At 55.7% G+C, this 13,629-nt stretch carries 10 protein-coding genes and 1 pseudogene; 4 read left to right on the top strand and 7 right to left on the bottom strand.

The genetic code is table 11. The annotated features are described in order from the left end of the window. The 4 genes from EOA33_RS08810 to lysA form a co-directional block, all read right to left on the bottom strand. On the bottom strand, nt 1-1,144 hold a 1,144-nt coding region (locus tag EOA33_RS08810), incomplete at its 3' end, for a sarcosine oxidase subunit beta family protein (protein WP_127405442.1). A gap of 242 nt (nt 1,145-1,386) precedes the next feature. Then, nucleotides 1,387-2,382: a succinylglutamate desuccinylase/aspartoacylase family protein gene (locus EOA33_RS08815; RefSeq protein WP_127405443.1), complete on the bottom strand. Its 996-nt coding sequence runs from the start codon at nt 2,380-2,382 to the stop codon at nt 1,387-1,389. A gap of 79 nt (nt 2,383-2,461) precedes the next feature. Next, nucleotides 2,462-3,355: a diaminopimelate epimerase gene (gene dapF, locus EOA33_RS08820; protein WP_245482274.1), complete on the bottom strand. Its 894-nt coding sequence runs from the start codon at nt 3,353-3,355 to the stop codon at nt 2,462-2,464. 18 nt (nt 3,356-3,373) lie between these two features. Next, nucleotides 3,374-4,702, bottom strand: a complete 1,329-nt coding sequence (gene lysA / locus EOA33_RS08825; RefSeq protein ID WP_127405444.1) for a diaminopimelate decarboxylase — start codon at nt 4,700-4,702, stop codon at nt 3,374-3,376. Nucleotides 4,703-4,828: 126 nt separating this feature from the next. Here lysA and EOA33_RS08830 point away from each other — a divergent pair, with 126 nt between their 5' ends. The 4 genes and pseudogenes from EOA33_RS08830 (at nt 4,829) to EOA33_RS08845 (ending at nt 8,289) form a co-directional block, all read left to right on the top strand. After that, a complete protein-coding gene (locus EOA33_RS08830) occupies nt 4,829-5,749 on the top strand; it encodes a LysR family transcriptional regulator (protein ID WP_127405445.1) in 921 nt (306 codons plus the stop codon). A 74-nt stretch (nt 5,750-5,823) separates the two neighbouring features. Next, nucleotides 5,824-6,285, top strand: a pseudogene (locus EOA33_RS08835) (transposase); the annotation flags it as partial. A gap of 581 nt (nt 6,286-6,866) precedes the next feature. Then, nucleotides 6,867-7,061, top strand: coding sequence for an SMR family transporter (locus tag EOA33_RS40350; protein ID WP_245482275.1), 195 nt, complete (start codon nt 6,867-6,869; stop codon nt 7,059-7,061). Nucleotides 7,062-7,110: 49 nt separating this feature from the next. Further along, entirely contained in the window at nt 7,111-8,289 is a 1,179-nt protein-coding gene (locus EOA33_RS08845) for a D-alanine--D-alanine ligase (protein WP_127405446.1), read from the top strand. Between the two features lie 115 nt (nt 8,290-8,404). Here the strand turns inward: EOA33_RS08845 and EOA33_RS38930 are convergent, their stop codons facing one another. From EOA33_RS38930 to EOA33_RS08855, 3 genes are all read right to left on the bottom strand, one after another. After that, complete coding sequence (locus EOA33_RS38930) at nt 8,405-8,548, bottom strand: hypothetical protein (protein WP_190234232.1); 144 nt, start codon at nt 8,546-8,548, stop codon at nt 8,405-8,407. A 171-nt stretch (nt 8,549-8,719) separates the two neighbouring features. Then, nucleotides 8,720-9,661 (bottom strand): LysR family transcriptional regulator, encoded by a 942-nt coding sequence (locus EOA33_RS08850; RefSeq protein ID WP_190234233.1) that lies wholly within the window; start codon nt 9,659-9,661, stop codon nt 8,720-8,722. Nucleotides 9,662-10,532: 871 nt separating this feature from the next. Then, nucleotides 10,533-11,816 (bottom strand): Xaa-Pro peptidase family protein, encoded by a 1,284-nt coding sequence (locus EOA33_RS08855; RefSeq protein ID WP_127405448.1) that lies wholly within the window; start codon nt 11,814-11,816, stop codon nt 10,533-10,535. Nucleotides 11,817-13,629: the final 1,813 nt, after the last annotated feature.

Below are 13,629 nucleotides of genomic sequence, written 5' to 3' on the forward strand. Positions count from 1 at the left end.
CAAGCAGATGGGAAAAGGCGTAGCCGCTGGCGGGCGTCGCCTTGAACCCCCCAATGCACCAACCGCCGTTGAAAAAGAGGCCTTCGATGTTAGTGCGGTCAATGATGGGTGAGCCGTCCATCGACATGTCCATAAGCCCCCCCCACATTCGCAGCAGTCGCGCACGCCCGATCATTGGCATCAATGCCAAGCCACATTCGGCCGCATGCTCGACCACAGGCAGGTTGCCCCGCTGGGCGTAGGAATTGTAACCGTCTATATCGCCCCCAAAGACGAGGCCGCCCTTGTCCGACTGGCTTATGTAGAAATGTCCCGCCCCGAAGGTGATTACGCCGGGAAGGATAGGCTTTAGACCTTCCGAGACGTACGCCTGCAAAACGTGGCTCTCGATCGGAAGTCGCAGCCCCGCCATCGCCATGACCCGGCCCGAAGAACCCGCTACCGCAACGCCAACCTTGCCGGCAACGATATAGCCTCGCGACGTTTCCACACCGCGGATCTTGCCATCGACAATCCGGAAACCTGTCACCTCGCAGTTCTGAATCAGGTCCACACCACGAAGATCTGCGCCACGAGCGTATCCCCATGCGACACCATCATGGCGCGCCGTTCCTCCGCGGGGTTGCAACAAACCACCACGGATTGGAAAGCGGGCGTTATCGAAATTCAGAAAGGGAACCATCGCGCGCAGATCCTCACGGCTCAACAGACGGGCGTCAGCTCCGGCAAGCATCATCGCGTTTGCGCGGCGTCGAAATAAATCGCGCTGCGAATCCGAGTGAAGAAGATTGATGACTCCGCGCTGGGAGACCATTGCATTGAAGTTCAGCTCCTGCTCGAGCCCCTCCCAAAGCTTCATCGAAAATTCGTAGAATGGTTCGTTACCGGGAAGCAGGTAGTTTGAACGGATAATGGTCGTGTTGCGACCAATATTCCCCGACCCCAACCAGCCCTTCTCCAGCACAGCGATACGGGATTGCCCAAACGTCTTGGCCAGATAGTAGGCAGTCGCTAATCCGTGACCGCCTCCGCCTACGACCACGTAGTCATAGTCGGATTTGGGCTCAGGATTGCGCCAAAGCGGGCGCCACCCGGTGTTCCCTTTGAGTGCTTCGGCAAATACGCGGAAGCCTGAGAATTTCATCGTAAAGCCCTTTTCCGAACATGCTTCGAAGCAGCGACCGTGAGCGACGCGGGTGCCAGTCTTCGCTGGTGAGGCAGGTGACGGGCAGGCTTTCCGATTCTTCGCTGGCCTTGCGGTGCTCTCAACCCGATCGAGTTATGTGTTGGTTGTCGGCCGCCGAATGTATGGCCGTTCTATCTCGCGCCTCCAGCGATGCTGCGCCGGGTTCCATGGCTATTGCAAGCCAGCCTGAAGAATCATCGTTACTGGTGAACCGATGTTTCCTCGACTGCGACAGCCCCTATCGGCGATCCCCTTTGAATCGTTGGATGCGTCATGCGCCACAGAAGGAATCCAGTGTCCGGAGCGGCGACTTCCGCAAGCGTCTCGCCAAAGAGATTGCGAATCGTACCGAGACGCTGGCCCTTTGTGACCCGATCGCCCGGCTCGACCTCGGCGTGGAACTCCCCGTCCACCGGACAGTCGAACCAGAGATAGTCATCACATGGAATTCGGGCGTTCAGGAACGGTGCCAGAGGCGCATCGATAATCCCGAGAGTGCGGGCGATATTGAGCACCCCTTCGAGATGGAAAGAGATCGAACCCTCATCCAGAAGCCCATTCGCACCTGCTTCCGACATCAATGCGAGCCGATTGTGCCGAGCAAAACCCGTCGGAGGCCGACCCGACCTTTCGATATGCGCAGCCGGTAGACCCATTACTATCTCGGCATCGAAGCACATTGCCATGCGCCTTCCTATAGCATCGAGTTCGACATCGTGAGTGCGCTGGTAGATTGAGAATTTCGAGACGTTCTCACGCAGATCGCCGCCGTGCATATCTACGTAGCAATCAGCACCCACGCACCATTCGTTCATGATTGAATCGCACAGCGCTTCGGAAAAGGTTCCTTCGCTATTGCCAGGGAAAGTAAAATTGATGTTTTTGCCGTCAATCGGACAAAGTAGCTGCGTATATTTATAAAACGCAGGCTGGTTTATCAACGGAATAATGGAAACTGAACCCTGGATCGTCTCAGGATCGATCATTCGTTGCAAGCGAACAGCAGCTTCGATGCTGGATACCTCGTTGACGTGAACTCCAGCAGATACGCATAGCCGAGGGCCAGGCTCCCTGCCCCGGATTTCACAAAGTGGCCAGCTGTAATCCGCGAGACGCGGATTGTCGAAACGCAAATACCCCCGGAAAATCCCAGGTTCACCATAGGCACAGCTATCGTTTGAAGGGCTGATTTCCATCGTTTTATCTTCCGGTCTGATGCTCGCACTTAACCATTGGGTGCTTATGCACACACGATGCAGGCTTGTGGCGTATTGGCTATTGCTTCTTGCCCGCTTCGAGAAAACCATGACAGCAAAACGCGACCGGCCCTGTCATACGGACTCTATCGCCGTCCAGAAGTTCGATATCGAGCTTGCCGGCCGGGAGATGAACGGCGATTTTCCTGGAAGTGACGAGACCTCGCTGAAGCGCGGCATAAGCGGCAACGCACGCGCCGGTTCCACATGCTCTGGTTATTATGCCTTGCCGTTCCCAGACCTCGAGCCGAAGGTTCTGTTCGTCCAGGACCTGAGCTGCGCCCACGTTAGCACCCTGTGGGAAAAGAGGATGATTATGCACCGCCGGCGCATAGCGACTCATGTCGACGTCATCGAGATGATCGACGAAGAAGACGGCATGCGGGTTGCCGATGTAGAGGGCGACGCCGTCTGCGAGCGGACCGCTTTCGATGGGCAAATGCAGCGTATCGACCTCTCGCGCCAATGGAATCTGGCGCCAATCCATGCTAATCGGTCCAAGCGTGACGCTGACCTCCATTGGCCCCGCCCTTTGGCAGTGGACGAAGCCCCCTGCCAACTCCATCACCACCTCATCCTCGCCGGACTCCTCAAGCAGCAGATAGGCCATGCAGCGAGTGGCGTTGCCGCATGCCCCTACTTCGTTGCCGTCGATGTTAAAAATCCTCATTGCCGCATAGGCGCCGGCGCGCAGCCCCTCGTCCGAGGCCCGTTCAATGGTCAGCAGCTGCTCGCCGCCGACGCCGACGTTGGTGCTGCAAATGCGCACAATGTCATCATCATTCAGAGGTTTGCTGCCGTCTCGGCGGTCGAGAATAACAAAGTAGTTCTCTAGACCGTGCATCTTGATGAACGGCCACTGCAGCGGCAACTCAATCGGAGAAGGTAGCGAGAGAAGATCAGTGTGTTTCACAACTCTGCCCATTCGCGCTTAAGCTCTGCCCGAGCCGACGGACCATTGCCACTCTGTCTCTTCTTCGAGCGTCAGCAAATCTTCGGTGGTCTGCCTCCGTCGGACCACCCGAAAGCGGTCCCCGTCGACAAGAACTTCAGCTGCTAGATCGCGCGCATTATAGGTTGATGCCATCGAGGCGCCGTAGGCGCCGGCATATCCAAAAGCCAGGCGGTCACCGGATTGCAGCGGAGCCAGATTTCCATAGGTACCGAAGATGTCTGAACTCTCGCAAACGGGACCGGCAATCTGATAGGTGTGCGAGCCTTGGCGAACATGTTTCAGCGGAAGAACTGGATGAACGGCCCCATACATCGCAGGGCGCATAAGGTCGTTCATGCCCGCATCGACAATGGCCGTAAGTCGGTCGGCGGTCTCTTTTATGTAAAGCACTTCGGTCACGAGAATCCCTGCCGGCCCAACCAACCAACGTCCGGGTTCAACCGTCAGCTCGCAATCGAGACCGCCGACCGTTTCGCGCACTATCGTGGCGTACTCGCCCAAGTCCGGGCTGCTGCCATGATCGTACGGGATGCCTATGCCGCCACCCAGATCAAGGCGCCGAACGGGCATACCCCGAGAACGCAGCAATCTCACAAGGTCAGCAATGCCAGAATAGGCCGAGCGATAAGGCGAAAGATCAACAATTTGCGATCCGATATGAACAGCAAGGCCTACTGGATCGAGCTCTGGCGCAGCTAAGGCTTTGGCATAAAGAGCCGGTATGTCCTCGAAGGGGATTCCGAATTTGTCATGTTTCTTGCCGGTGCTGATTTTGGCATGCGTCCCCGCGTCCACATCTGGATTTACCCGCAGAGCTATTGCGGCACGCACGCCCAGTGCACCGGCTGCTTCCACGACAGCTTCGAGCTCCGCTTCAGACTCGATATTAATCTGGTGAATTCCCACCTCTAGCGCACTGGAGATCTCGGAGCGCTTCTTTCCAACACCAGAGAAGATAATCTTGGATGCAGGGACACCCGCCGATACTGCACGTTTCAGTTCGCCGCCCGACACGATGTCCATGCCGCTCCCTAAAGCTGATAACACCCCGAGAACGGACAGGTTTCCGTTCGCCTTCACCGCAAAGCAGACTGAAGCTCCAATAGGCTTAAGCGCGGCGCTCAGGCTCAGGTATGCTGCTCTTATCGCGTCAGAGGAGTAGCAATAGAATGGCGTGGGAACTGCTGCGGCGATCCTATTGATGCAAACGCTCTCCATGTGAAGGGCTCGACCGCGATAGACCAGTTGTTTCGAGCCGGTGTCGCCCCCTAAAGCGTCCACACTAGCTAAGGCTTGTACTGCCATCCGAGGTCCTGTCGTTTCCTTGCGTTGAGCACTTCCAATCTCGCGAGGCATCATTCCAGAAAAGGCTAGGCGTGGAAAATATATTGTCTTAGGCTTCAAATTCATTTTCGATATATGTGAGCGAGCATGCGACTCAACCAACGGCAGATAGACGTCTTCAACGCCATCATGGTGCATAAGAGCGTGACAGCCGCGGCAGCCTCTTTGAGAACATCGCAGCCAACCGTTAGCCGCGAGTTGCGCGATCTTGAGAAGCAGATAGGCTTCGATCTGTTTAATCGGTTCGGCAAACGTCTTACGCCAACAAACCAGGCGCAACTTTTGCACGCGGTGGTCGCGCGGTCGTTCGTTGGCATGGAAGAAATCAGCCGGGTGGCCACCGCGATCAAGGGCCACAATGCAACCCACATCAGAATCGCCTGCCTGCCAGCTTACGCTGAAGCGCTTTTACCCGATGTCGTGCACCGTTTTTTGAAAACCCGTCCCCAGGTCCACCTTTCGGTACATTCATTGGAAGAAGTGGCCCTACGCCATGATATGACGACGCAGCTATTCGATGTCGGCTTAACCGAAGGAAGTTATGACTACGATGAGGCAGCTACCGAAAGGATAGACGCAGGCGAACTCCTGTGCGTTCTTCCTTCGGGGCATCATCTGACCGCTAAGCCAGCTGTCGACCCGCATGATTTCCAAGGGGTCTCGTTTGTTTATTTCTCGCAGGAAGATCCCTATAGACGCAAGGTGGACGAGGTTTTCGATGTAGCAGGTGTTGCGCGCCACTATACCGTCGAAACGACTACCGCCACCGGAGTTTGCTCTATGGTGGCCGCGGGAGTCGGCATTTCGATCGTGAATCCGTTCACAGCCGCGCACTACGCCAATAGAGGTGTCGTACTACGAAAGCTTAGTGTACGTGTACCTTATCATGTGTATCTGTGGAGACCCGCAAGGGGACTTCGTTCTGCCCATGCCGACCAGTTCGTGCGAGTGTTGCGTCAAGTGACCGAAGAAGTGAAACAGCGGCTCAAGCTTTTACTGGCGGATTAATTGAAAAGTACGGAGCATTTCTGGGGGCCGGGCAGCGCGTGTCAGTTGCGACAGCTCGTGTCGCTGGTTTCACGATGGCGATCACCTCGGATCCCGGCGCCTTGCTGCTTCGCCAGGCGGACGGACCTATCGGCCTTTTCGACCGGGTGGCCGCTTGCTCGCGATCTGGATTGCACTGCACACTGGACAGCGCTGTCGCGGCAATCGCGCTTGGTTCGAGGACGTCGATGATCACCACACGCTTCGCCAGGACCCGGTGCTGGCGCACCTGTCGGAAAGCTCGACGCCGAAGCGCTCAGAATGCGGCGTTCTTGCCGGCAAGGCGACGCTGAACCGGGTAGAGCACGGCCGCGCCAGGGAGCCGACGCGCTATCACAAGATCCGTTACGGCAAGGAGGCGATGGAGGCCCTGTCCGTGGGTCTGTTCCTGGAAACCTATGACAATCCGCCTGGCGAGATCGTGCTCGATCTCGACGCCACTGATGATCCGCTGCACGGCCAGGCCAGAAGGCCGCTTCTTTCAGGGCTACTGCTACCGCATCGGGTCCTGTTTTTGGTCGGACTGCCGTCCGATAAATTGGCCGGTTGAGATCGATGCCTGTTCAAACAAGATCGTCATTCGCCAGGACGACGGGGCCGTTGCCGACCAGGCCCGCTCCTACGGGCGCAACGAGCTGTCTGCAAGCTAACAATGTCGGCTATGGGACACGACATTTCCCTGAAAAACAAAGGTTTTCACCATTGGCACGGAACGTGCATCAATCGCTGTAGACGCATTGCCCTCAGGGAAAGTTTCCCCCAACCGGCAAGCCATATTTTAGCATACACAAAGGCCGGGTCCGTGAAAGATGTCAAATCCGATAACACGTCTCTAAGCAAAAGCACAGCGTCATCTCACCGTCTACTGGCATCATTTTGACATTTTGGCGCCGGTGTTTTTATTTCCTGCAGCACGCCGATGAACAAAACCTCGTTCGTTACCCTACTATTTGCAGCATGAATTCCTGCATCGCAAGTATACTGTTAAAGTGGAGTCGCACGTCCTCCCCAGGTGAGGTAGTACTACCCCAGTCACTTTTTCTCGTTCCCTTTTCTCGGCGGAGTTGTCTTATATGGCATGGCGATAGTTGCGTATGCCAAAGCTCTCGACACTACAGACGTGTCCCTCGCATATCCGGTGATGGCGGGTTCCGGATTCGCGATGATAACGGTTGCCTCATGTTTTATTTTCGGCGAGCCGTTCAACCTATCTAAAGGCATTGGGATCGGCTTCGTCATGGCCGGTATTATTTCCCTCAGTAGAGGCGGATGACTGTGAACATCCTACCGCACCGAATCCACAGCGAAATGCAAGATTATAAATGGCGTCCGCTCTCGTGACACCCAAAGGAAACGAAATGCCCCCTCCAGTTTCATTTATATTTGGCGGAATTTCTACGGAATATGACGGTTCAGTCGCGTCGTTGACCAGCGTCATGTCGACGTACTTAGAACTACCTGTAGACAAGCGACCATTTCGTATAAGTAACTTGTATCATGTTTGCAGAGCGGACGGCCTTGTACGAACAATACCGTTCAACAGTGTTTTCAGTATTGATAAGCTTCATAAAGACATTTACGATGGCAGCGGAGTTTCTGCGCAAACATTGCTTGCAGCGTTTGATACCATAGCGTCGCGCAGTGAATATGTGGTTAATTTGTTGCACGGGCAGTTTGGCGAAGATGGCGGAGCTCAAACGCTTGCGGCAATTTCTGGCGTGAGAGGAACTTTTGGGGATCCCCAAGTCGCATCATTAACGATGAATAAATACGCGATGTCGTCGTTCGTTTCCTCGCTGCTGCCCGCTGACATGGTGAAAGTGCCACAAACAATGCTCGTCACACCAAGGAACATTGCCGAGGGAGTTGAATTTGCGAAGTCAATACAAGGCCCGATCGTGGTGAAACCAAATTCGCTAGGGTCGTCTCTGTTCTCTGAGCTCTTTTATGATCCTGACAAGTCTGGATCAGAGATTGAGACACTGCTTCGAACAATATTTTGCTATGACAGCTCTGCTCTGCTGCAGGAATTCATTTCTGGCGACGAGTACACTTGCGGTTGTATAATTAGTTCATCTGGACCTTTATCTCTTCCCGTTATCAAGATAGAGGCGGATAGCCAATTTTGCGGGCGTGATCAAAAATATTCTAATCATGTTGCTCGAAAGTCCGTAGTCAGCCGGAACGACACCGTCTCCAGGGAATTACAAGGAATATCAGAGACAATCGCGTCGTCGCTAGATATATACAACATGGCGCGCTTCGACTTCAGAGTTAAAGGAGAATCGGAAGTTTGGTTCTTGGAATGCAACTACATCCCCGGGTTGGCGAAAGATGGATCGTTCCACAAGATGCTTCACCATCACGGGATGACGGTCATAGACCTGATCTCCTGGATAGTCGCAAATTCAACCCCCTTCATAAGACCAGCGCATTACGTCGAGTATGAAAGATGGAAGGTACCAGGGTGTACTGACGCTGCAAAGGAGCTTGCCGATTGAGCGGCATCTGTTCGCGAGGCCGCTGAAAGACGATCGAACAGATCTGAACACTGTAAACCCGTACCATCCCAATGTCCACTCTTGCCAGGGAACATTCCTCAACGGGTCAACTAGGCTATGGGGTGCCGACATCACGTTCCTGCATCTGGCTGAGGACTTTGCTTTGCTTGCCGTTGCGCTTCTGTGCGGGCAAGCTACCTTCTCCAAGCGCTTCGCCGCCGTCTCCACGCGTGCCAGAGAGGTCCGGCGAACGCGACATGGGTTTCGCTCCGGCGGACTACGAAACAGCTCATATCCTCAAGTCGCTACGTATCGGACCAAAAAGGCGAATCTATGTTGACCAGCTTCGATAGCAATGCCAAGCGATGCGCTGTGCCGCCCCGCTGTTAGCCGGCCGGAATAAAAAATGCGCGTTTTTCGCTAGTTTTATTCAATTTTGAAATAAAAAATCGTTCCAAGTTCCGGGTTTTGCGAACTCGTCGGCCATAAGGCGGCATTCGTCGGCTATGAGTGAAGCCGCGTTGGTAGCCAACGTGCTGATCGGCCGCCCTCGTGGACGGCAGATGCCGACCACAAAGGGGATCGAAATCGACAGCGGACGCACAATCACGCCCCGGCCTCTATAAGCGTAAGCACTGAAAGGGTTCACGAGCCCTACACCCACGCCCTGCTGAACGAGCGAGCAGATAGCATCCGCCATTGGCACCTCAATGCGGACGTTGCGAAAAGAGCCCGGATCGGTAAACAGTCTTTGGAAACGCGCGCGATAAGGGTCAGTGGAGGAGTAGCTAACCAGCATTTGGTCATCTAGATCGCCCGGAGCGATCACATCCCGCGCAGCAAGCGGATGCCCAAACGGCAGCACGCAGACCTCCTCGCCCACCGTCACCTCCCCGATCTCCACTCCATCCACAGGCACACCGACCTCTACCACGCCAAGTTCGTAGCGCAGGGCGAGCAGGTCCTTCATGAGACTTGCTTGCTCGACCGGGTAGAGCCCGAGGCGGGAGGATGGTTCGGACTCGAGGATACGGCGAAAAACGCGCGGCATCAGCGTTAGTGAAAATAGCGGGAGGCATCCGATAAGGACGGACTGGTTAGCATTGTGGCGAATGGCTTCGGCGGCGTGCATCAATTGCTCGAGCCCGAAATACGAACGCTTGACCTCTGCGTGCAAGGTCAGCGCCTTCTCTGTCGCAAACAGGCGCCGGGAACGTCTTTCGAACAGCTTTAAGTTAAGCAGTCGTTCAAGCGTGGCGAGCTCACGGCTTAATGTGGGTTGCGAGGTGCGCATAACCTCGGCCGCTTTCGTCAGGCTACCAGCAGTCATGATCGCATGAAACACCTCCACGTGGCGCAACGTTATTGGCATGCACTCCTCCATATCAGATATGAAATATGTGACTTTAATTATGGCACTTTTGTATAAAAAAATGTCATACTTCAACGGAGGCCTTTGGTATTCGCATCGCCGATGCCGCGACCATCCCTGCCGTCTTCCCGCCCAACGCGTCCCGCTAACCCCGCTGTTTTCCATTGGTTTCCCCCTCCCAGGCCAACTCGTAGCGATAATTGCATTCGCGACATCGCCGCCCAACTCGACTTCTCGGTCGCGAACGACACGCGACTAGACGTCATGTTCCGAGGCGGAGATCGGTGGCCCGCCCTTTCGTGCGATTAAAAAACGAGGGTTGCTTCTCTGTTCGGCGTGTTTGAAGCGCTTCGCCGGGGCGTGACGTCTTTCGCGGGGCCTTGCTTCTCTGCGGGATCGGCGCTCGGCCGTCGTCTTGATGGGGATCAGAAGAATGAGGCGGGGAACAATCTCGGACGCGTCCTGATCGCTGTGATGCGACCGGTACTGCAACCCTCGCGAACTCACCTCATTCATCGTCACGCGAAGGACGCTCTTTCCCACCGGCTGGTGGAATCTTATGGGGTGATCCTTGTCACGCTCGCTCTGCGATCATGGCGTGGCGGATGCCCTCGCGCGCCCCGACGGAGAGCTCTGGGAGAAGGTATGGCGGGTGCCGACACAACCTCGCCCCAGCCGACGAGCCCCGTAATCGTCTCGATCTTAACCACCAGAAGGTCCAGGGCCGGATCGATCGACTGGCTCGTGACAGATCGCGTCAGTTCCATTCCGATTCGAACAGGCACTGAGAATAAGGTTATTCTTCTCATGCGCATTTTGATTTCCGAGCGTGCTGAGGGCGCCGACTTTCGGAGGCGCGGGCGAACCTCATCTAAATCACGGTGAGGCCACGCCGCATGCGGTTCATGGAGACCGCGCCACCTTCTGTTATATGAAACTGCTCCTCCAGATTAAAACGTGCAACGCCATCGACATAGAGCGGCACCTCGAATGCGAGCACCATCCCCGGCTGTATTTCAACCTGGCTTTCGGCCGAAATAAATGGCCATTGTTCGGAGAATACTGAGTTACCGACTCCATGGCCGAAATGCCCGCGGCAGTAGGAGGGAAGTCCCTCTCTGCCAAGGCATTCGCTGACAACTTTATGGACGTTTCCCAATAGGTTGCCGGGAATCAACTCGGCCTCTCCGCATTCGAAGGCGCGCTCTACAATCGCGTGAAGCCGCTGTTGATCGGATGTAGGAGGGCCAAAAACGAAGTTACGGGACATGTCCGCGCCATAACCATCTACCGCGCAGACCATGTCGGCCTTGGCTGCATCACCCCTGCTGATAATGGCGGCAGCGCTCCTTTCCCGATCTCCCACGAACACAAATTCTTTCGTGTCAATCGTATGACTGGCGCCGCACGACGCGCCTTTCACACCCGTCCGGTAGAGCGAGATCAGTTCAGTAGTAGTCATGCCGGTGGCCGCATTCGATAACATGTGCGACATGCCCGCTTCAGAATATTCAATGCCTAGTCGGAGAAGCTCGACCTCTTTGCCCGATTTGATCGCCCTCAGCCGATCGAGTACAGGCGTGCCATCAGCAATCGTGAAGCGACTAAGTTTCGTCGCGATGACCGGCAAGTCGGCAGCGGGCACAAAGGCGAGATCGAGCCCGACAATTCCTCCGTCGATACCAAGATCCGCCATCAGGCTTGAGAGAACACCCGCAGAAACGCCCAGATCGAATGTCGCCGGCCGGCGGAAATCCCGTGGCCGTTTCAACAACTGAAGAGCTGCTTCAAGTCGCTGTTCCAGCGACTCATCGCACGACTGAATATCGATCGACACATGTTCGATCCACGTTAGGTGAGACCGCAGCACAGCGTCGGGTGCATACTGGGCGAAGGAAGAAATATCGTAGTCTGGAACGACCAATCCCAGCGGAATATCTGGCTGCCTGGGCACTAGGGCAAAGCACGCGCCTGCGCGTCGGAACAGCGCCGCAGGGGCAATGGGGGCGCCGGTCGCATAGCGGATCGCTTCCGGCTCACACAGAATGAGCGCGTCTAAGCCTGCCCGCTCCATGAGTTCGGAGGCACGCCGCCGACTTAGCGCGCCATTCTGGATTACTGTCCGGCCATTGGTGGCATCAACGTTTGCTTGCATTAGAGTCGACTCTAAAATTACAAATGACAGCTGACAGCGAGGAACATCACCGCAGCCATTGTGGATGGCTCGTCGTATTGGTCGATTTGACCCGAAAAAATTTGCTCCATGCCCAATAGCTCGACCACAATACGGTCGCTAAGAGTGGCGGGACAGGAGCTGTACGTCATAATGCTCCATAGGTGCGCCTAGGAACCGGCAACAGATTTGCTCTGCTGTTACACTGAGGGTCCGGAAGGTCTCGCTCGCCAAAGCCGTACGTCGCGAGGATCTGAAAAGCCGTCCAGAAGCGCGGAGCGCTTGGCCGCCGTCATTGACGGCTGTCAATAAATCGACCACGTCCCTGCTACAGCCAAGTGCTTGGTAGTTGAGCATCGGATCACCATTGTTGTCGTAGGCAATCGTGTAAGGAGCCACGCGCTCTTCCGGCTCGGATGACATCGAAGCGATGCGCTACCACAGATATCGCCGAGAACTGGCTCACATTTGCCACGATCTTTTTGACCCCATCGGTTCAAGTGCGGCCCGTAGAACCTCGACGATCACCCCCGTTGCGGTCCAATCCCACTCCATATACCCGCAAAGCGTCTCGTTGGAGATTCCGACAACGACGGTGCGAGGTTCCCTGGCTTCCTTAAGCAATGTCGTCGCCCCTGCGCCGGAAATCGATGCTACTAGCAAAGCTGCCGCAAGTGTCGCATAGCGTCCAACCATTGCTACGCTGTTGAGCACTCCCCGGGTCCTCCTGATCCCTATTCGCTGCAAGCAAAGGTCCCATCGCGGTATCCGGATTTATACAGGTCGCGTTGACCACCTTGGCTTCCTCTGTACGTGCGTGGCCAATTCCGACCCCTGGCCCCGGTGAAATGTCCTCCCGTTCCATTCGGGGTCGCCGATTATCCCGCGCAGGTGACGCATCTGCAAATATTACATTTTTCTGCAATCATTTCATTTCTGATATGAGTGCGGCTGTCAGTCTTTCGTCTACCACGTACCGATCGTGCCGTGCTGGCGCCCGACCGGTTTGATAGGAGTTGAGATCGTTTGATAGGAGTTGTGGATCACTGACAGGATGGGTACAGTCAAGGGCGGCGATAAGCTCTCTTGCCTCAGGCGTATGAGCGGCCGAGGCGTGCCAGGGCTGATTGTCGATGTACTACGGCGATTTACCGCCTTTCTTACAAGCACAGGGGATTTGGAATTCGACGGGTTATTGTACCCAGAAGCAAGCCATGCCCCTTCTGACGGGAATAGCATGCCGCATCGCTCCCACTGAGCCCTCGCAATTTCCGGGATAGTTGGTTATCATGTGATGGTGCTCGACCGGCTGGAGTGGTAGCGAAATGGCGGGCAACTCGGCGACCTCACGAGCCCAGCGGCATTCATAACGAACTCTGCGCTAATGGTGCCGGCGATCGTATCGATTTTCCATTCGCCCGACGGTATCCCGTTCCATTAGAATAGAGCCTCCGCCGCAGCACCTTGGCTCCAGCCTGCCCACTGCTGCAGCGAATGCCTGCGTCGCGCTTGCCGGATCGACGTGGCCCTAAAACGGCTCAAGAGAACGGCAGCCAGCCCTTGCTGTATTCAAAATCGGGCGAGCTTTCTGGTCTCTCCCTATATTAGACCGCCTCGGCACCGCGCCCCTGCCCGCACGGGATCTGAGCGTGTCGAGTTCTCCAGCATGCTGGCAAGCACCAGCCCGCTGGTGGTGGTCCGACTGGCTATTGTCCTGTCACCACTTGGGTCGTCGAGGACACTCAAAGGGCTTGGGACACGAACTGTTGCCCGGCGATCTCGCGCACATCACCGG

The sequence above is a fragment of the Mesorhizobium sp. M4A.F.Ca.ET.050.02.1.1 genome, assembly GCF_003997725.1.
Taxonomy (GTDB): domain Bacteria; phylum Pseudomonadota; class Alphaproteobacteria; order Rhizobiales; family Rhizobiaceae; genus Mesorhizobium.

Coding starts and splice junctions, on each gene's coding strand:
- EOA33_RS40350 (WP_245482275.1), top strand. CDS start 6,867: ATGGCGATAGTTGCGTATGCCAAAGCTCTCGACACTACAGACGTGTCC.
- EOA33_RS08815 (WP_127405443.1), bottom strand. CDS start 2,382: ATGGAAATCAGCCCTTCAAACGATAGCTGTGCCTATGGTGAACCTGGG.
- EOA33_RS08850 (WP_190234233.1), bottom strand. CDS start 9,661: ATGCCAATAACGTTGCGCCACGTGGAGGTGTTTCATGCGATCATGACT.
- EOA33_RS08855 (WP_127405448.1), bottom strand. CDS start 11,816: ATGCAAGCAAACGTTGATGCCACCAATGGCCGGACAGTAATCCAGAAT.
- EOA33_RS38930 (WP_190234232.1), bottom strand. CDS start 8,548: ATGTCGCGTTCGCCGGACCTCTCTGGCACGCGTGGAGACGGCGGCGAA.
- lysA (WP_127405444.1), bottom strand. CDS start 4,702: ATGGCAGTACAAGCCTTAGCTAGTGTGGACGCTTTAGGGGGCGACACC.
- EOA33_RS08830 (WP_127405445.1), top strand. CDS start 4,829: ATGCGACTCAACCAACGGCAGATAGACGTCTTCAACGCCATCATGGTG.
- EOA33_RS08845 (WP_127405446.1), top strand. CDS start 7,111: ATGGCGTCCGCTCTCGTGACACCCAAAGGAAACGAAATGCCCCCTCCA.